Source organism: Leifsonia sp. P73, from assembly GCF_051059105.1.
GTDB lineage: Bacteria > Actinomycetota > Actinomycetes > Actinomycetales > Microbacteriaceae > Leifsonia.
In genome coordinates, this window is the sequence record NZ_CP194931.1 from 277,284 (window position 1) to 294,365 (window position 17,082).

A 17,082-nucleotide genomic window follows, 5' to 3' on the forward strand; every position below is an offset into this window, starting at 1 on the left:
GGTCAGGGAGTCGAGGTGCCGTTGAACTGAGCCTGGATGTAGGCCTTGGAGCCGTTCAGGTCGTTGTCGGTGTAGGTGGACCCCGACTCCGCCTGGGTGAGCAGCCGCACCTCGATGGTGACGTCCGATTGCTCGCCGGCGGCGAGGCCGTTGAGCGCGAGGGTGCTGAGCTGGGCGTACGTCTGGTCGGTCACGCTGATCGGCGTCGCCCCCAGGGAGGTCGCCGGCTGTGTGATCGTGAACCGCAGGCTGGCCAGGTAGTTCGGATCGGTGACGTCCGGGGGTGCGTCCGGGAGCTGCATGAGCCCGAGCGACAACGTCGAGTTCAGCGTCGCGGACGCGTTCCTGACGGGGATGTCGACCGAGATCGGGGTGCTCCCGGGGAAGAGCGTGTTCGCTCCGACGAGCTCGATCGGCGCGCCGGCCGGGGTGTTCGCCTCCTGCCACGAGCCGGGGATCTGCGCACCGGTGACGGGGTCGGTGTCGACCACCTGGATGTTGTACTGATCGGCGCCGATCCCGTTCGCCCCGAGGTTCAGGTTCGCGAAGTCGGTGAAGGCGGCGGCGGTGATCCCGGCCGCGACGGCGACGACGGCGCCCAGGCCGATCACCGCCTTGGTTCTCCTGGACATTCCGCGCTTCTCGGGCGCGGCGGCTTGCTGCGTCATTGCTCTCCCTTGGTGTCTCGGACGGCCTCGCCGTCATCAGGGACGTGACGGTAGCACCGCGTGAATCCGATGCTCCGGCGCAGAAATCCGGGATTCTCCGCGGAGTGGACCGGCGGCGATCGCAGTGGGAGGCGCGGGAATCGTCTGGGCTTTCACCCTTGCCGCGCCCGGGCGTGTCGCGGGGGCGGTCGCGGCTCACGTACGGGTGAGATTCGCCGGCGGGGAGGGGCCGCGGGCTCTCACCTCACGGGTGGGGACTCGACCGTGACGCGGATGCCGTCGGTGGTTCCGCGGATGCGCGCGCTGTGGACGCCGGCGACCCTCCCGGCGACGGGCACCCGGCGCAGGGCGTCCGCGGCCTCCGGCGCCGCCGACAGCCGCGCCGTGCCCCGCGCCTCCGCTGTACCCGCGTGCCCCCGCAGCGCAGGAAAGCGCCCATCGCTTAGGATTCACCCAGTTCCGTTCGTCGAACCGCACCGGGGGATCCGCATGACCGACCTGCCTCGCCGTCAGCAGCGTGCGCGCGGCCCGCGCCGGTGCGGCACGGGAGGCTGCCCCGGCGGAGGCTGATCGCCTCGCTGTCGAAGCTGCTCGCGGGCGTCGTCGCGGTGGCCGTGGTCAGCAGCTTCTCGGTCGCCGCATACGCGGTGTGGGACGTCGCTCGCTCGGTCAAGCACGGCGTCACCCTCGTCACGCTGCCGGGTCACACGGCTGTACCGCAGGACATCCCGAACGTGGGCGCCATCCCGGGAGGCGTCAACCTGCTGCTGGCGGGCACCGACAGCCGCACGGGTCTCGGCGGCGTCTACAACTCGGCCGCGGAGCAGGACGCCAGCTCGGGCGCGGGCAACAACGACGTGACGATGCTGCTGCACATCGCGCAGGACCACAAGAGCATGATGGTGGTCAGCTTCCCGCGCGACCTCATGGTGCGCATCCCCACCTGCCCGACGCCGGACGGCAAGGACACGGTGAGCGGGTCGTCGTATGCGCAGTTCAACACGTCGCTGTCGCGCGGCGGGCTGGCCTGCGTCGTGCTGACGGTCGAGAAGCTCACCGGCGTGACGATCCCGTTCGCAGCCGTCATCAACTTCGACGGCGTGAGCGCGATGTCGACGGCGGTCGGCGGCGTGACGGTGTGCCTGGCGTCGAAGGTGAAGGACGACTACACCAACCCGCCGCTCGACCTCCCGGCGGGGGAGAGCACGCTCGTGGGGGACCAGGCGCTCTCGTTCCTGCGCAGCCGGCACGGCGTCGGCGACGGCAGCGACCTCGGCCGCATCTCCAACCAGCAGGTCTTCCTCTCCGCGCTCGCGCGCAAGATCGTGAGCGGGGGAGTGCTCGGCAACCCGGTGCAGCTGTACGCGCTCGCCAAGGCCGCTGTGCAGAACGTCACGCCGTCCGAGACGCTCACCAACCCGACGACCCTGGTGGAGATCGCGCTCGCGTTGAAGGACACCGGGCTGCAGAACATGGTCTTCCTGCAGTATCCGGCCGTGTCCGATCCGCAGAACGTCAACCGCGTCATCCCGGACGAGGAGGCCTCCACCGCGGTGAACAACGCGCTGGTCAACGACCAGCCGGTGGCCCTCACCGGCACGACCGGACGCGCCGCGGAGGACCCGAGCGCGACGGCGACGCCGACGCCCACCGCCACGGAGAGCGCTGCCCCGCAGACCGCGCCCGCCGCACCGACCGGCACCGGGACGCCCGCGCCGACGAACTCGTCCGGCGCGGTCGAGCTGCCCTCCAACGTCACCGGTCAGACGGCCGCGCAGCAGACCTGCACGAAGGGCAACAACTAGTCACACTGTCGGCGGCGTGACCAGGAAGTGCCAGCCGATCCACCACCAGAACAGCAGGATGGTGACTCGCGCCGCGCGGTCGGCCATCACGCGGTCGAGGAGGCTGCCGAGCGGCGCGATCCGGTCGGGACGGCGCCGGGACTGGACGACGAGCGCCACGATCAGAAGGCCGCACAGCACGAAGCCGCCGATGGTGACCCACCTCATGCCGGCCTCCCGTTCATGCCGGCCTCCCGCGCCGCAGCAGTGCGTACCCGCCGAGCAGCCAGCACGCGACCAGCAGCACCCGCGCCGGCGGCCAGGCCAGCACAGGGTCGAGCAGATCGGAGAGCGCCGGGTAGGCGGTCGTGCTCCCCGAGAGGTCCCGGCCGAGGAAGAACACGCCGATCTCCCACAGGCAGCCGGCGACGAGGACGATCGACCACAGGATCGCCGCGCGGCGCACGGCCGACCCGGGCGGCCGCGCCTCCGCCCTGGTCCGGTCGGCCCAGGCCACCGGCAGCAGCAGAACGCCGAGCCCGACGACGATCGCCGTGTCCGCCGGGCTGTAGAGCGGGGTGAAGCCGAGCGTCAGGGACGCGACCGCGATCAGCGTCCCGGCGAGGACGCGGCGGGAGACGGTGTCGCGGGCGGCGGGCATCCGCAGCGGGACGCGCAGCCAGCCGAGCGCGTCGAGCGTGAGCACCGCCGCCCCGGCGACGTAGATCGCGGAGTCCACCGGCGCGCCGCGCACGGCGTGGAAGACCGCCGTGATCACGAGCACGCCGATCCAGCCGGCCCGCATGACCGTGGTCGGGTCCGGCCGTCGCCGGCCGGAGGATCGCTCGGAGCGCGACAACTCTGACACGACGCAAACCGTACGCCCGGCGCGCGTGCTTGCGCGATCAGCACGCCGGGACGTTGAATGAGCACATGGCCACCGAGAAGATGACGTCCCTGCAGCTGCGCGTCCTGCTGATCGCGATCCTGGCCAGTTTCGTGGCGTTCCTCGACGGCGCCGTCATCAACGTGGCGCTGCCCGCGATCGACCGGGAGCTCGGCGGCGGACTGCCGTTGCAGCAGTGGGTGGTCGACGCCTACCTGGTGACGCTCGGCTCGCTGATCCTGATCGCCGGCTCGCTCTCCGACGTGTTCGGGCGCAAGCGCATCCTCTACGTCGGGCTGATCGGGTTCGGGATCACGTCGCTGCTGTGCGCGTTCGCGCCGAGCGGGGTGTTCCTGGTGCTCTCGCGGGCCCTCCAGGGCGTGGCGGGAGCGTTGCTCGTCCCCTCGTCGCTGGCCATCATCATCTCCCGGTTCGAGGGGCCGGCCCAGGCCAAGGCGATCGGGCGCTGGACGGCGTGGACCGGCATCGCCATGATCGCGGGCCCGGTGGTCGGCGGGTTCTTCGTGGACGCGCTGTCCTGGCGCTGGGTGTTCGTCATCAACGTGGTGCCCATCGCGGTGACGCTCGTGCTCATGTGGACGCTCGGCGACACCGACAAGGGGATGGGCGGCCGCGTCGACATCCTCGGCGCCGTGCTCGGGTCGGTCGGTCTGGCCGGGACGGTGTTCGCACTCATCGAGCAGGGCACCTACGGGTGGGAGAGCCCGCGGGTCTGGATCCCGTTCGTGGTCGGGGTGCTGTCGCTGATCGGCTTCTTCTTCGCCGAGACGCGGGTGAAGCAGCCGATGCTGCCCCTGGGCCTGTTCTCGGTGCACAACTTCTGGGTGGGCAACCTGGCCACGGCGTTCGTCTACGGCGCGCTGTCGTTCGGTCCGCTCATGGTGACGCTGTTCCTGCAGCAGGTCGCCGGGTTCTCGGCGTTCGTCGCGGGCTTCGTGTTCATCCCCTCGACGCTCTGCATGCTGCTGCTGTCCAGCTACTTCGGCGGCCTGGCCGGGAAGTACGGCCCCCGGTTCTTCATGGCGGTCGGGCCGATCGTGGCCTCGGCAGGCTTCCTTTGGCTGCTGATGGTCGGCACCAGCGTGGACTACTGGTTCGAGCTGCTGCCCGCGGTGCTGCTGTTCGGCGTCGGGCTGTCGATGACGGTCGCGCCGCTGACGAGCGCGATCCTGGGCTCCATCCACCCGGGCCAGGCGGGCATCGGCTCCGCGGTCAACAACGCGGTCGCCCGCATCGCCGGGCTCCTGACGGTCGCGATGGCCGGCATCGTGATCGGCCAGAAGCTGGACGTGGACGGGATGCACCGGGCGATGCTCGCGACGGCGGGCCTGCTCATCGTCGGCGGCGTGGTGTCGGCCATCGGCATCCGCAACCACGAGCCGGCCGCTGAGCCGATCGCGACGGCGGTCGAGAGGCCTCCCGCTATCCCGAAGTGATCGACTGGCCGGCCAGGGCCAGCATCGCCACGTCGACGACCGCGCAGGTCATGATGAGCTGCATGAGCAGCCGGGTCGGGCTGCGCCGCAGCAGCAGCACGACGCCCGCGACGACGGCCGCCAGCCCGATCGCGAGGCCGACGAGGAGCAGCGGACGCACCGGGAGTCCCGGCCCGAACGTGATCAGCACGGTCGCGACGGCCAGGCAGCCGAACGCGAGCAGCCCGCTGGCCCGCGCGCCGAGGCGGTGCGGGAGGCCGCGGATGCCGGTCCGGGCGTCGTCGGCGAGGTCGGGCAGCACGTTGGTGACGTGCGCCGCGACGCCGAGCAGCGCACCGGCCGCGAGGACCCACGGCGCCGGCCACGCCGGCTGCTCCTGGCCGAGCGTCGCGATCGCGGGGAGGAGCCCGAAGCTGACGGCGAACGGGACGAAGGACGCGGCGGTCGACTTGAGCCCGAGGTTGTAGGCCCAGCCGCCCGCGATCGCGACCGCGTGCGCGATCAGCGCCCCGGCGCCGAGGAACGCGGTGACGGCCAGCGAGAGGGCGAGCGCGACGAACGCGGACGCGCGCACGAGGCCGAGCGGCACGTCGCCGCGCGCCGCGGGCTTGTCCGCCCGCGCGACCTCCCGGTCCCGGGCGGCGTCGAGCCAGTCGTTGGACCAGCCGATCGACAGCTGCCCGAGCAGGATCGCGAGGGCCAGGACGGCGAGCCGGCCGGGCGGGTAGCCGAGGCCGATGCCGAGGCCGACGGCGACCACCGTCACCACCGCGGTGGGTCCAGGGTGGCTGGCGAGCAGCAGCGAGATCGGCTTGGACGCCATCCCGTCATCGTAGGACGCGCCGCCGCGGGAGGGCGACGGCACGGCGGGCACGGCGGCACTCGGAGGGGCCGTCAAGGGCTGAGGGCTACCATCGGGGGATGCGCCGCGCCCGAGGGATGACGGCCGCCGCCCTCCTGGTGCTCGCGACGACGCTCGGCGGGTGCGCGGCCAGCGGCTCGGCGCACCCTCGGGAGGCCACGCCGACTCCGGCAGTGCGGGCCTCGTCGGCGCCCGACCCGCTTCAGGGCTACGCGGACGAACGCCTGCGGAATATGACCCTCCGCCAGAAAGTCGCGAGCCTGTTCATGCTGCACGCGCCCGGCACCGATCCGGCGGCGCTGCGCCAGTTCGTGGACCGCTACGGCCTGGGCGGCGTCATCCTGATGCCGGACAACATCCCCGCGACGCCGCAGGCACTCGCGGCGGAGACCGCGGCGACCCGCGCCTCCGACCCCGCGCTGCCCCCGCTGGTCGGGATCGACGAGGAGGGCGGCGACGTGACCCGGTTGCCGTGGGACGGCCAGCCCGGGGCCGAGGCACTGCGGTCGCTGCCGCCCGCGGCGACGCAGCAGGCGTTCGCCCAGCGCGCCGCGCTCCTGAAGCAGGCCGGCGTGAACCTCAACTTCGGGACGGTCGCCGACGTGACGGCCGACCCGCACTCGTTCATCGCAGACCGCATCCTGGGAACCGACCCGGCCTCCGCCGCAGCGCGGGTGGCGGCGTCGGTGACAGGGGAGCGCGGGACGGTGCTCAGCACGCTCAAGCACTTCCCGGGCCACGGCGAGACGGAGGCCGACTCGCACCATACGGTCCCGACCGCCGCCGTCGACCACGCCCGCTGGGCCGCGCAGGACGCGCCGTCCTTCCGCGCGGGCATCGCGGCCGGCGCGGAGGTGGTGATGTTCGGCCACCTCGCCTACAGCGGGGTGGACGCGGCGCCGGCCTCCCTGTCGCCGGCCTGGCACCGCATCCTCACCGACGAGCTGGGCTTCCACGGCGTGACCATCACCGACGACCTCCGGATGCTGCAGGACACCGGGCTGCCGCAGTACCAGGACGCCGGCGCGAACGCGGTGGCCGCCCTCGCGGCGGGCAACACGATGGTGCTGATGATCCAGGGCGCGGAGGACCCGGACGCCCTGATCGACCCGGTGGTCGCCGCGGTGCAGTCCGGGCGGCTCCCGCTCGCCCAGGTGGACGCGGACGCCCGCGCGCTGCTCGTCCTGCGGGCGTCGCTCGCAGCACGCGGGTGACCGGCCGGGCGGTGGTCGTCAGTACTCGATGAGCCACATCGCGCGGTACTTCGGGAACCGCGGGAAGGTCCAGCTGAAGAACGCCGATCCGCCCGGGTTGGCGGTGTTCGACCGGGTTCCGCGCACCGCGGGGACGACCCTCATCAGGATGAGTCCGCCGACGCTGGAGCTGCGTCCGGACTGGAACGTGCCGCCGATCGGCATCCCGGAGAACGCGAACCCGGACTGCTCCTTCCAACGCAGGTTAGGGCTGGCAGTCGTGTGGACGTCGAGGCGCCAGTCGATGCTGCCGGTGATGGCCTTCGGGGCGCCGATGCCCCCGCCGAAGAGGGTGCCCGCGGGGGTGAAGGTGTTCGACGCGGAGGTCGACGCGTACTGCCACCGTCCGGTCCAGGTGTCGGTGATCGTCCCGTCCGCCGACACGGTGCGGAGGCCGTGCGAGGTCGTCGGCGTCAGGGTGTTGCTCGATGACGCGACGCCGAACGGCGAGTTGCGCGCCATGAAGAACAGCCCGTCGTTGTAGGTGACCGTCAGCGTGGTGGTGGCGGGCAGGTAACCGGGCGCACTGACGGTGATGGTGGTGGAGCCGTTCCTGTCGAGGCCGGTCACTGGGAGGGCGATGAGCGTCGCGCCGCCGGTGGCGACGGCGGTGGGGCCGTCCACGATGCCGGGCGTGCCGTAGCCGACGGAGACGGAGGCCGGGGGCCGTTCGCCCGGCGCGGGGGTGAACCGCACGGCCAGCTGTGCGGTGTGCCCGCTGCCGATCAGGTCCTCCGGGTCGACGAACGCGATGACGCCGGGGGTCGACGTCGCGTGCGCCGGGGAGGCTGTCGTGAGGGCGATGGCCGGGGCGGCCCAGGCGGCCGCGCCGACGATCGTCCGGCGTGTCGGGCGCGGATCCGGGCCGTTGGGGAAGGGTGTCGACATGGTCGGTTCTCCTGTACTCGCTCTGGCATGAAACATAACAACACTGAAAATGCTACGGATCGCCGCGCCGAGACACATCCGTCCCCAGGATGAGAATGGATGTCGTGTCAACTTTTTTCGCGAGTTCGGAATAGCCCCGGAATCCATACGGTTGCATGAACCTGACAGCGTCCGACATGCGCAAGCTTCGAGCAAGGAGAAACCGAATGAGCATCGACATCCCCGGATACAAGGCCGGCACCTGGACCATCGACCCCGTGCACAGCGAGGTCGGCTTCAGCATCCGCCACCTCATGATCAGCAAGGTCAAGGGCGTCTTCGAGAACTTCGACGCGACCTTCGTCACCGCAGAGAACCCGCTGGAGTCGACCGTCTCCGCGAAGGCCCACGTGGCCTCCATCAACACCAAGAACTCCGACCGTGACGCGCACCTGCGCACCGGCGACTTCTTCCTCGCCGAGGAGTTCCCGACCATCGACTTCGTCTCCACCGGCGTGCGCCACGAGGACGGCGAGTTCCTGGTCGACGGCGACCTCACGATCAAGGGCGTGACCAAGCCGGTCACCTTCGAGTTCGACTTCGGCGGCTTCGGCCAGGACCCGTACGGCAACTACAAGGCCGGCGCGACCGCGAAGACCAAGGTCAACCGTGAGGACTTCGGCCTCACGTACAACGCCGCGCTCGAGACCGGCGGCATGCTGCTCGGCGACGACGTCACCATCACCCTCGAGCTCCAGGCCGTGCTCGCACAGGCCTGACCTCCTCTCTGAAGGGCACGTTGTTGTCACTTTTTCCCCGTGAAAGTGACAACGACGTGCCCTTCGGCGTTAACGGAAGTCGCGGGAGGTGGTGCGGATGGCGGTGTCGAGGGGTTCCAGGCGATCGGCGATCACGTTGACCACGCCCTCCTCGCTGCGCTCCAGGATGCCGCGCACGATCATCGCGGGCGCCTGCCTGGCGACCCGGCGGTAGCGGTTCCACACCCCGACCGGGCAGATGACGTTCACCAGGCCGGTCTCATCCTCCAGGTTGAGGAAGGTCACCCCTGCCGCCGTCGCCGGTCGCTGCCGGTGGGTGACCACGCCGCCCACCTCGATGCGCCGCCCCGACTCGGCGACCGAGAGCGTGTCCGCCGCCCGGACGCCGCGCGCCGCCAGCCCGGGGCGCAGGAAGCGGATCGGGTGGTCGTCCGTGGAGATCCCGGTGGCCCACAGGTCGCTCGCGAGCTGCTCGGCGGGGAGAGCATCGGCAGCAGCGGCGGCTGCACCGTGATCGCGGTGCCCGCCAGGAACTCCGGGCGCTCCTGGGCGGCGTTGCCGGCCTCCCAGATCGCCTGCCGCGGAGACAGCCCGAAGCCTTCGAAGGCGCCGGCCGCGGCGAGCGCCTCCAGCTGCGCCACCGTCAGCCCGACCCGGCGGGAGAGGTCGCTCAGGTCGCGGTAGGGTCCTGACGCCTCGCGCTCGGCCACGATCCGCCCCGCGAGCGTCTCGCCGATGGAGGTCACCCCCGCCAGGCCCAGCCGCACCGCGTGCCCGGCGTCGCGGCGGTGCGCGGCGAAGTCGAGCGGCACGGTACGGTCGAAGCCGCCGACCGGGGGCTGGTCGTGCTCCAGGCACGGGTCCGTGCCGGTCGGTCCCTGCCGCGCCGGGTCGATGGCCTCCAGCAGCGGGAACACCCCGGAGAGCTGGATGTCGGGCCGGCGCACCACCACGCCGTGCCGGCGGGCGTCGGCCGTGAGCGTGCGCGGCGAATAGAACCCCATCGGCTGCGCGCGCAGCAGCGCCGCGAGGAACGCGCCGGGGTAGTGCAGCTTCATCCAGGAGCTGACGTAGACCAGCAGCGCGAAGCTGATCGCGTGGCTCTCGGCGAAGCCGAAGTTGGCGAACGCCTCGATCTTCGCGTAGATCGCGTCGGCGTCGTCCCCGACGATGCCGTTGTGCGCCATCCCCTCGTAGAGCTTCGCCCGCAGCGCGCCGATCTTCTCCACGCCGCGCTTGGAGCCCATCGCCCGGCGCAGCAGGTCGGCGTCCTCCGCGGTGCAGTCGCCCACCGCGACGGCCATCTGCATGAGCTGCTCCTGGAACAGCGGCACGCCCAGCGTCCGCTCCAGCACCGGCTCCAGCGCGGGGTGCAGGTAGGTCACGTCCTCCTTGCCGAGCTTGCGGCGGATGTACGGGTGCACGGCGCCGCCCTGGATGGGGCCCGGACGGATCAGCGCGATCTCGATCACGAGGTCGTAGAAGCTGCGCGGCTGCAGGCGCGGCAGTGTGCCGATCTGCGCGCGGCTCTCCACCTGGAACACGCCGATCGAGTCGGCGCGGCACAGCATGTCGTAGACGCCGGCCTCCTCCTTCGGGATGCTGTCCAGCGTCCACGCCTCGCCGAGCGACGCCTCGATGGTCCGCATGGAGTAGTCGAGCGCGGAGAGCATCCCCAGCCCGAGCAGGTCGAACTTGACCAGGCCCATCCAGGCGCAGTCGTCCTTGTCCCACTGCAGCACGGTGCGGTTCTCCATGCGGGCGTGCTCGATCGGGCACACCTCGCCGACGGGCCGGTCGGTGAGCACCATCCCGCCGGAGTGGATGCCGAGGTGGCGCGGGAACTTCAGCACCTGCTGCGCCAGGTCGACCACGGCCTCGGGGATGTCGTGCTCGTCGGTGGTCGTGACCTTGCTCCACGAGTCGATCTGCTTGCTCCAGGCGTCCTGCTGCCCGGTGGAGTGGCCGAGCGCCTTCGCCATGTCGCGCACGGCGTTCTTCGGCCGGTAGGTGATGACGTTGGCGACCTGGGCGGCGTTGTGCCTGCCGTACTTGGCGTAGACGTACTGGATGACCTCCTCGCGCCGGTCGGAGTCGAAGTCGACGTCGATGTCCGGCTCCTCCTCGCGCATGGAGGAGAGGAAGCGCTCGAACGGGAGGTCGTACTTGATCGAGTCGACCGCGGTGATCCCGAGCAGGTAGACCACCGCCGAGTTCGCCGCCGAGCCCCGGCCCTGGCAGAGGATGCCGCGGCTGCGCGCGAACCGCACGATGTCGTGGACGATGAGGAAGTAGCCGGGGAAGTCCTTCGCCTCGATCACGTCGAGCTCGCGCTCGATCCGCTCGCGCTTGGCGGGGTCGCGGTCGAGGTCGGGGTAGCGCTCGGCGGCGCCGCGCCAGGTGAGCTCGCGCAGCCGGCTCATCGGGGTGTGGCCCTCCGGGACCTCCTGCTTCGGCAGCCGCGGCCGGGCGCTGCGCAGCCGGAACGCCAGGTCGTCCGCGATGTCGGCCGTGCGCTCGACAGCGCCGGGGTAGCGCGCGAATCTGGCGGCCATCTCCCGGCCGCTGCGCAGGTGGGCGGAGGCGGAGGCCGGCAGCCAGCCGTCCATCTCGTCCAGGCTGCGCCGGGCGCGCACCGCAGAGATCGCCGTCGCGAGCGGGTACTGGGCGGGCGTGGCGTAGTGGACGTTGTTGGTGGCGACGACCGGGAGGCCGAGCCGGCCGGCGATCCGGGCGAGCACGTCGTTGTCGGTGGTGTCGCGCGGGCCGCCCTGGTCGATCAGCTCCACCAGCACGTTGTCGCGGCCGAACAGCTCGGCCAGCCGGGCGACCTCCCGCTCGGCCGCCTGCTCGCCGTGCTCGGCCAGCGCGAGGCGCACGTCGCCCTTGCGGCAGCCGGTGAGCACCATCCACTCGCCGCCGGACTGCTCGGCGAGGCTCGGGAGGTCGTACACCGGCCGGCCCTTCTCCTCGCCGGCGAGCTGGCCCGCGGTGATCGCGGCGGCCAGCCGGTGGTAGCCGGGCTGCTGCCGGGCGAGCAGGACGAGGTGGCTGCCCTCCGGGTCGGCCTCGCCGTTCTGCGGCCGGCTGAGCGAGAGCGACAGCTCGGCGCCGAACACGGTCTTGACGCGCTCGTAGGCCTCCGCGGCCTCGGCGAGCCGGACGACGCCGTACAAGCCGTCGTGGTCGGTGAGGGCGAGGCCGTGCAGGCGGAGCCGGGTGGCCTCCTCCAGCAGCTCCTCCGGCGCGCTGGCACCGTCGAGGAAGCTGAACGTGCTGTGCGCGTGCAGCTCGGCGTAGGGGACGTGGCCCTCGTCGGGCTCGTCGGACATCGGCTGCGCGACGTACTTCTGCCGCTTGCGGGAGGACGGCCGCTCCGGCTGCTCCTGCTCGCTCGTGCGCCGCCCGCTCAGCCGCCTCTCGAACTCGGCCCACGGGATCGGCGGGTTGTTCCAGCCCATCAGTCACCCTCCATCGAACTGACAGGACACGCCGTCTCGACGGTCGCCCACGCGGCGTGTCCTGTCAGATAGGTGTCAGTCATAGCGGGCCTCGGCGAACCAGGCGGTGCCGGTGAGGGAGAGCAGCCAGGCGGTGCCGTCGGCGTCGACCAGCTGGAAGCGGTGCATGGCGCGCGCGAGGCTGGCGTCCCACCAGCGCTCGCGCACCGGCCACGGCCCGGCCCAGGAGTCCACAGGGCGGGCGTCGCGGGCGGCGCCGGTGGGGGAGAAGGACACGATCGGCGCGGTGACGTCGCCGCGGTCGGTGACCTCCACCGGCTCCCCGGACGCGCTCAGCACCGCCACCGGCCGCGGCACCTCGAACACTGTGGAGGGCGCGGGCGCCGGCAGCGACCCCGGCCACGGCCGGTCGGAGCGGGCGACGCCCACCGGCCGGTCGCCCCACGGCACGAGCACCTGCCGGTCGGACAGCGCCCGGCCGCCGCCGATCGTGGCGGTGACGACGGCGTCGTGGCCGAGCATGCCCTGCACGCGGGTGAGGCCGTGGTGGATGCGCTCGTCCGCGCCGCCGCCCCAGAGGCCGTCCTCGTGGTGGCCGATGTCGTCCACGGCCTCCGGCGCGACGGCGACCTTCGCGATCGGGGAGGCCAGCCCGGAGTCGATAGAGCCGGAGCCCTGCAGCTGCCAGCGCACCCGGTCGACCACGTCGGAGGCCGAGAACAGCCGGGGGTGCTGCCAGCTCCGCTCGCTCACGTGGCCGCGCTCGTCCGTCACCTCGATGCGCAGCGACGTGCTGACCAGCCCGGCCTTGGTGAGCCCGGCCACGAACTGCTCGGCCGTGCCGCGGAACGCGAAGGTCACCTGGTCGACCCGGTCGAGGGGAGGCTCGAACTCGATCGCGCGGTCCAGGACCTTCGGCGGGGTGCGCGGCACCACAGCGGCGCCGTCCATCCCGCTGGCGAGGTCGTGGGCGTGCTCGCCGCGCTCCCCGAACCGCTCCCGGACGTCCAGCCGGTCGAGCCGCGCCAGGTCGCCGAGGGTGCGCAGGCCCAGCCGCCGCAGCAGCGGGGTGAGCTCGGTGAGGCCGAGCTGGGCGACCGGCAGCGGGGCGAGGAAGGCGGGGAGCCGCCGGGCGGGACGACGCGGACGCGGGGCGCGGTCTGCGCGATGCCCGTGGAGCGCGCGGCCTGCTCGGCGGCGAACGGCCCGTCGGCGATCCCGATCCGCACGTCCCCGAGCGCGAGCCCGAGCTCGTCCTCCAGCGCCTCCAGGCAGCGCAGCAGCTCGGCGGCCGCGGCCTCCTCGCCGCCGTAGTAGCGCGCCGGACCGCGCGCCCGCAACACGCAGGTGCCCGGCCGCACCGCCTGGACGCCCGGCGTGATCTCCTCGATGGCGGTCAGCACCGGCTCGAAGGCGCGGGCGTCCAGCACCGGGTCGTAGAGGACGATCTCCAGCTGCGGGCAGCGCGACTGCGCCTCCCTGACCCGCAGCCCCCGGGTGACGCCGTCGGCGCGCGCGTGGGAGGAGCAGGCGAACACCATCCCCTTCTCGACCAGCGCCAGCGGCACGATCCGCCGGCAGCTCCAGGCGCTGCCGGGCGGCGATGACCGGCCAGTCGGGGCACCAGAGCACGATCGCGCGGGTGACCTGCCGCACCTAACTCACCGCCTCCAGCCGGGTGGGCGCGGAGGCGCGGAACGTCTCGTCCACCGCGGGCAGCCACAGCTCGGCGCGCCGCCGCGGCCCCGCCCCGCCGCGCGGCGCGGCCTCCACCGTCACCCGCCGGGAGGAGAGGTAGCCGGCGCCGGCGCCCAGGCCGTCCCAGCCGCTGCGGACGACGGAGAGCGCTGCCTCCGCCTGCGGCCAGTCGCCGGCGACGACGAGCGTGGCCTCCCGCTGCCGCAGCCGTGCGGTCAGCCGGGCGACGTCGCCGCTCTTCGGCCGCTCCGGGGGCGCGACGGCGATCACGCCGAGCACGTCGGCCATCGCGGCGGTGACGGTCAGCCACTGCCGCCCGGGATGCGGCACCAGCACGAGCCGCTCCAGGTCGATGCCGAACCGCCCGGCGGCCTCCGCCCCGAAGTCGGGCATCCCGACCACCCCGCACCAGGCGCCCGCGGCGCTCGGCCCGGCGAGCATCGCCATCAGGAGCGTGGTGGAGCCGTGCACCGTGTAGGCGGCGCCGGCCTTGAGCGCCCCGCCGGGCAGCAGCGCGGCGAGCGCGGGATGCGTCTCCAGCGTCCGCGCGTCGAGCTTCGTCGCCTGCATCTGGCGGATGCGCGACTGCAGCTCGTGCACCTGCGCCCGGTCGGCGACCGGGTCGGGGAAGGCGGGTGCCACGGCAAGGGACATACCTCTATTTTCGAACACATGTTCGAATACCGCAAATGTATTCTGGCGCGCTGAAGTGCGCGCGATCAGACCGCGTAGAGCCGGCGGGACTGGACGATGTCGGGCAGGTTGTACCGCTCCCAGTTCTCCCGCTTCACGAAGTACGAGTGGTCGAAGTAGCCTTCCCGCCGCCGCCAGTGCACCATCACGGGGAAGTGCGGAAGCTTCTGCGGGTCGAACTTCAGCCGGCTCGTCCAGTGCCGGGTGCCGTCCGCCAGCACGACGAGGTCCAGCCGGGTCCGCATCACGACCACGCCGCCCACCTTCGCCCGGATGGCCGCCCACTCGGCGTCCGGCCGCTCGATGGCCGGGGTGTGCAGCAGCACGAGGAGCCGGATCCCCTGGCCCGCGGCGGCCGCCGACAGCGCCACGTTGCCGCCGTGGCTGTGCGCGAAGACCGTGTCCAGCCGGTCGTTCTGCGGCGAGACCCGGCGGGTCCAGACCGGGAGGTCGGCGGCGCCCTGCCCACGGTCCGCGTCCGAGTAGCCGCCGTTCCACATGAAGTAGTCGGGCCGGGAGTCGTACAGGTCGTCCCTGACCCGATCCCGGAGGAAGTCGTGCATCGGGGAGCCCGGCACGTACCAGCCGTCGTCGTCCGCGACGAGCCCCCAGGTGCCGTGGATGGTCGTGCTCACGCTCGCCCCGAGCGGCACAGGGGCGGTCGGTCCCGGCCCCGGCACGGGCGCCGGCCCCGGCACCGGCTCCGGCCCGAGCGCGGCGAGCGCGATCCCGCGCTCCAGTTCGTCGGAGGAGCCCGCGGCCGCGCTCAGGAGCTCGGCGCTGACCCGGAGTTCACCCCGCGACAGTCCCAGGAGCGCGGCCGCCGCCGCGGCGCCCTCGACCCCTCCCGCGCGCTGGCGCAGGTTGAGCAGGGCGACCAGGACCTCCGGGCGGCGCGTGCCGTCGACCTCCTGCCACAGCAGCGACGCCGTCTCCGAGCTGCCCGGACCTCCGTCGAAGCCGGGCAGGCCTCGGTCGGCGAGCGCGATGTCGGTCGACTCGTCGAGCCGCTCCTGCGCGTACCGGACGGAGTCGACCTCCTCGCCTGCCGCAGCGAGCTGCGGGATCGCCAGCTCGTCGCCCTCGTCTTGGAGCGCGGCCGCGGCCGCCGGGCTCCCGAACGCGTAGGTCGCCATCCCGAGGTACTGCGCCGCCCGCGACGCCAGCGCCGACGGCAACTCGCTCTCGAAGGCCTCGACGCCAGGAAGCGGTTCGAGCTCGTCTGCCAGGCCGACGTCGGACACGTGGGACCCCCTCGTTTCGAGGCAGGATAGCGCCGCCGGAACCGACGGTGGAAGTGCCCGCCCCTACCGCGCCACCGGCTCCGTCACGAAGTCGATCAGCCGCTCCACCCGCCCGAGCAGCTCCGGTTCCAGGTCGGCGAACGTCCGCACCCGGCCGAGGATGAGCTTCCAGGCCCGCGCGATGTCCGCCTGCGTCTCGTGCGGCAGGCCGAGCGCTTCGCAGATGCCGTGCTTCCACTCGATGGAGCGGGGGATGGCCGGCCAGGCCTCCAGCCCGACCCGCGCGGGCTTCACGGCCTGCCAGATGTCGATGTACGGGTGGCCGACCACGAGCACGTGCGCGCCGAACGGCCCGCGCGCCACCTTCTCGGCGATCCGGCTCTCCTTGGATCCGGGGACCAGGTGGTCGACCAGCACGCCGACGCGGCGGCCGCGATCGGGAGCGAACTCGCGCACGATCGCGTCCAGGTCGTCCACACCCTCCAGGTACTCCACGACGACGCCCTCCACCCGGAGGTCGTCACCCCAGACGCGCTCCACCAGCTCTGCGTCATGGCGGCCCTCCACGAAGATGCGGCTGGCGCGGGCGACGCGCGCCTTCTGCTCGCCGACCGCGAACGATCCGGAGGCCGTGCGCCCACGCCCGGCCGGGGCGCGGCTCGGCACGACGAGCCGCACGGGTTCCCCGTCGATCAGGAAGGAGGCGCCGATAGGGAACACGCGCTTCGCCCCGAAGTAGTCCTCCAGCTCGACGGTCTGCGCCTCCAGCCGGACGATCGCGCCGCAGAACCCGGTGCCGGCCTCCTCGACCACGAGGTCGCGCACGGCCTCCACCGTCGGCACGGCCTTCCGGCCGGCGTTCTTCCAGTCGGTGGCCAGCACATCGGAGCCGTAGCGGTCGTCGTCCATCACGTTGAAGGAGGCTAGGGGATGGGCGGGGTGGGGTGGGGGAGGCTCCCCGCGTGAAGGTGGGATGCGCGCCCCAAGCCTCAATCGAAGATCCGCACCAGCCGCCAGCTCCGGTCGTCCGCGTCGTGCCGCACGTCGAACACGTGCGCCACCCCGCCGTCGCTGGTCGCCTGGAAGCGCCAGCCGCCGATCTCCCGCGGCAGCACGCCGACGCCGTACCGGTGCTCGCCGAAGGGGCGCCACCACGCGCAGATCTCCGCCCACACGGTCGGGGTGTCGCTCACCCGGTAGCGCGTGGAGCGCCAGACCAGGCGGGTCGGGATGCCGTCCTCGGTGGTCCACACGGCCACCGCCTCGTCGATATCGGTCATGGGCTCGGGTTCCTCTCGAATCGAACGTATGTTCGAATGCAAGTGTAAACCCGTCCGCGCGATGTGTGTGAGACTGACCACCCGGGGAGACGGCGAGGAGACGACGTGGTCGTAGTTGACGAGGTGCAGGAAACAGATCCCGGGTGGCGG

15 protein-coding genes and 1 pseudogene are annotated in these 17,082 nt (G+C 72.4%); 4 read left to right on the forward strand and 12 right to left on the reverse strand.

Annotation, left to right across the window (positions count from 1 at the left end; all coding sequences use genetic code 11):
- Window positions 1-2: 2 nt before the first annotated feature.
- Complete coding sequence (locus ACQ86L_RS01460) at window positions 3-632, reverse strand: hypothetical protein (protein WP_434317377.1); 630 nt, start codon at window positions 630-632, stop codon at window positions 3-5.
- 572 nt (window positions 633-1,204) lie between these two features.
- Between ACQ86L_RS01460 and ACQ86L_RS01465 the strand changes: the two genes are divergently transcribed.
- Window positions 1,205-2,473, forward strand: a complete 1,269-nt coding sequence (locus ACQ86L_RS01465; protein ID WP_434317378.1) for an LCP family protein — start codon at window positions 1,205-1,207, stop codon at window positions 2,471-2,473.
- Here the strand turns inward: ACQ86L_RS01465 and ACQ86L_RS01470 are convergent, their stop codons facing one another.
- Both ACQ86L_RS01470 and ACQ86L_RS01475 read right to left on the reverse strand, forming a co-directional pair.
- The gene (locus ACQ86L_RS01470; protein WP_370053110.1) at window positions 2,474-2,680 is read right to left on the reverse strand and encodes a DUF6186 family protein; all 207 of its coding nucleotides are present in this window, start codon (window positions 2,678-2,680) and stop codon (window positions 2,474-2,476) included.
- A 13-nt stretch (window positions 2,681-2,693) separates the two neighbouring features.
- Window positions 2,694-3,320 (reverse strand): hypothetical protein, encoded by a 627-nt coding sequence (locus ACQ86L_RS01475; protein WP_434317379.1) that lies wholly within the window; start codon window positions 3,318-3,320, stop codon window positions 2,694-2,696.
- 65 nt (window positions 3,321-3,385) lie between these two features.
- Between ACQ86L_RS01475 and ACQ86L_RS01480 the strand changes: the two genes are divergently transcribed.
- Window positions 3,386-4,795, forward strand: coding sequence for an MFS transporter (locus ACQ86L_RS01480; protein ID WP_434317380.1), 1,410 nt, complete (start codon window positions 3,386-3,388; stop codon window positions 4,793-4,795).
- Here ACQ86L_RS01480 and ACQ86L_RS01485 read toward each other — a convergent pair.
- Window positions 4,782-5,618 carry a UbiA family prenyltransferase gene (locus ACQ86L_RS01485; RefSeq protein WP_434317381.1) on the reverse strand — a complete coding sequence of 279 codons (837 nt, stop codon included), beginning with the start codon at window positions 5,616-5,618 and terminating at the stop codon, window positions 4,782-4,784. The two genes, ACQ86L_RS01480 and ACQ86L_RS01485, sit on opposite strands and share 14 nt — an antisense overlap.
- A gap of 98 nt (window positions 5,619-5,716) precedes the next feature.
- Between ACQ86L_RS01485 and ACQ86L_RS01490 the strand changes: the two genes are divergently transcribed.
- Window positions 5,717-6,871 (forward strand): glycoside hydrolase family 3 N-terminal domain-containing protein, encoded by a 1,155-nt coding sequence (locus tag ACQ86L_RS01490; RefSeq protein ID WP_434317382.1) that lies wholly within the window; start codon window positions 5,717-5,719, stop codon window positions 6,869-6,871.
- An 18-nt stretch (window positions 6,872-6,889) separates the two neighbouring features.
- Here the strand turns inward: ACQ86L_RS01490 and ACQ86L_RS01495 are convergent, their stop codons facing one another.
- Window positions 6,890-7,798 carry a hypothetical protein gene (locus tag ACQ86L_RS01495; protein ID WP_434317383.1) on the reverse strand — a complete coding sequence of 303 codons (909 nt, stop codon included), beginning with the start codon at window positions 7,796-7,798 and terminating at the stop codon, window positions 6,890-6,892.
- Window positions 7,799-8,004: 206 nt separating this feature from the next.
- Between ACQ86L_RS01495 and ACQ86L_RS01500 the strand changes: the two genes are divergently transcribed.
- Window positions 8,005-8,556 carry a YceI family protein gene (locus tag ACQ86L_RS01500; RefSeq protein WP_434317384.1) on the forward strand — a complete coding sequence of 184 codons (552 nt, stop codon included), beginning with the start codon at window positions 8,005-8,007 and terminating at the stop codon, window positions 8,554-8,556.
- Window positions 8,557-8,625: 69 nt separating this feature from the next.
- On the opposite strand, the pseudogene ACQ86L_RS01505 reads toward ACQ86L_RS01500, so the two are convergent.
- The 7 genes and pseudogenes from ACQ86L_RS01505 to ACQ86L_RS01535 all read right to left on the reverse strand — a co-directional run bounded on the left by ACQ86L_RS01505 (window position 8,626) and on the right by ACQ86L_RS01535 (window position 16,932).
- Window positions 8,626-12,017: pseudogene (locus ACQ86L_RS01505) on the reverse strand (error-prone DNA polymerase).
- Between the two features lie 75 nt (window positions 12,018-12,092).
- Window positions 12,093-12,953, reverse strand: a complete 861-nt coding sequence (locus ACQ86L_RS01510; RefSeq protein WP_434317385.1) for a hypothetical protein — start codon at window positions 12,951-12,953, stop codon at window positions 12,093-12,095.
- Window positions 12,875-13,585 (reverse strand): hypothetical protein, encoded by a 711-nt coding sequence (locus ACQ86L_RS01515; protein WP_434317386.1) that lies wholly within the window; start codon window positions 13,583-13,585, stop codon window positions 12,875-12,877. The genes ACQ86L_RS01510 and ACQ86L_RS01515 overlap by 79 nt, the downstream gene beginning before the upstream one ends.
- Window positions 13,586-13,673: 88 nt before the next feature.
- Window positions 13,674-14,369: a hypothetical protein gene (locus tag ACQ86L_RS01520; RefSeq protein WP_434317387.1), complete on the reverse strand. Its 696-nt coding sequence runs from the start codon at window positions 14,367-14,369 to the stop codon at window positions 13,674-13,676.
- 65 nt (window positions 14,370-14,434) lie between these two features.
- Window positions 14,435-15,652, reverse strand: coding sequence for a hypothetical protein (locus ACQ86L_RS01525; protein WP_434317388.1), 1,218 nt, complete (start codon window positions 15,650-15,652; stop codon window positions 14,435-14,437).
- 63 nt (window positions 15,653-15,715) lie between these two features.
- Entirely contained in the window at window positions 15,716-16,561 is an 846-nt protein-coding gene (locus tag ACQ86L_RS01530; RefSeq protein ID WP_434318963.1) for a DUF3097 domain-containing protein, read from the reverse strand.
- 80 nt (window positions 16,562-16,641) lie between these two features.
- Complete coding sequence (locus tag ACQ86L_RS01535) at window positions 16,642-16,932, reverse strand: DUF6504 family protein (RefSeq protein WP_434317389.1); 291 nt, start codon at window positions 16,930-16,932, stop codon at window positions 16,642-16,644.
- Window positions 16,933-17,082: the final 150 nt, after the last annotated feature.

Coding starts and splice junctions, on each gene's coding strand:
- ACQ86L_RS01535 (WP_434317389.1), bottom strand. CDS start 16,932: ATGACCGATATCGACGAGGCGGTGGCCGTGTGGACCACCGAGGACGGC.
- ACQ86L_RS01485 (WP_434317381.1), bottom strand. CDS start 5,618: ATGGCGTCCAAGCCGATCTCGCTGCTGCTCGCCAGCCACCCTGGACCC.
- ACQ86L_RS01460 (WP_434317377.1), bottom strand. CDS start 632: ATGTCCAGGAGAACCAAGGCGGTGATCGGCCTGGGCGCCGTCGTCGCC.
- ACQ86L_RS01500 (WP_434317384.1), top strand. CDS start 8,005: ATGAGCATCGACATCCCCGGATACAAGGCCGGCACCTGGACCATCGAC.
- ACQ86L_RS01480 (WP_434317380.1), top strand. CDS start 3,386: ATGGCCACCGAGAAGATGACGTCCCTGCAGCTGCGCGTCCTGCTGATC.
- ACQ86L_RS01490 (WP_434317382.1), top strand. CDS start 5,717: ATGCGCCGCGCCCGAGGGATGACGGCCGCCGCCCTCCTGGTGCTCGCG.
- ACQ86L_RS01520 (WP_434317387.1), bottom strand. CDS start 14,369: ATGTCCCTTGCCGTGGCACCCGCCTTCCCCGACCCGGTCGCCGACCGG.
- ACQ86L_RS01470 (WP_370053110.1), bottom strand. CDS start 2,680: ATGAGGTGGGTCACCATCGGCGGCTTCGTGCTGTGCGGCCTTCTGATC.
- ACQ86L_RS01495 (WP_434317383.1), bottom strand. CDS start 7,798: ATGTCGACACCCTTCCCCAACGGCCCGGATCCGCGCCCGACACGCCGG.
- ACQ86L_RS01530 (WP_434318963.1), bottom strand. CDS start 16,561: ATGGACGACGACCGCTACGGCTCCGATGTGCTGGCCACCGACTGGAAG.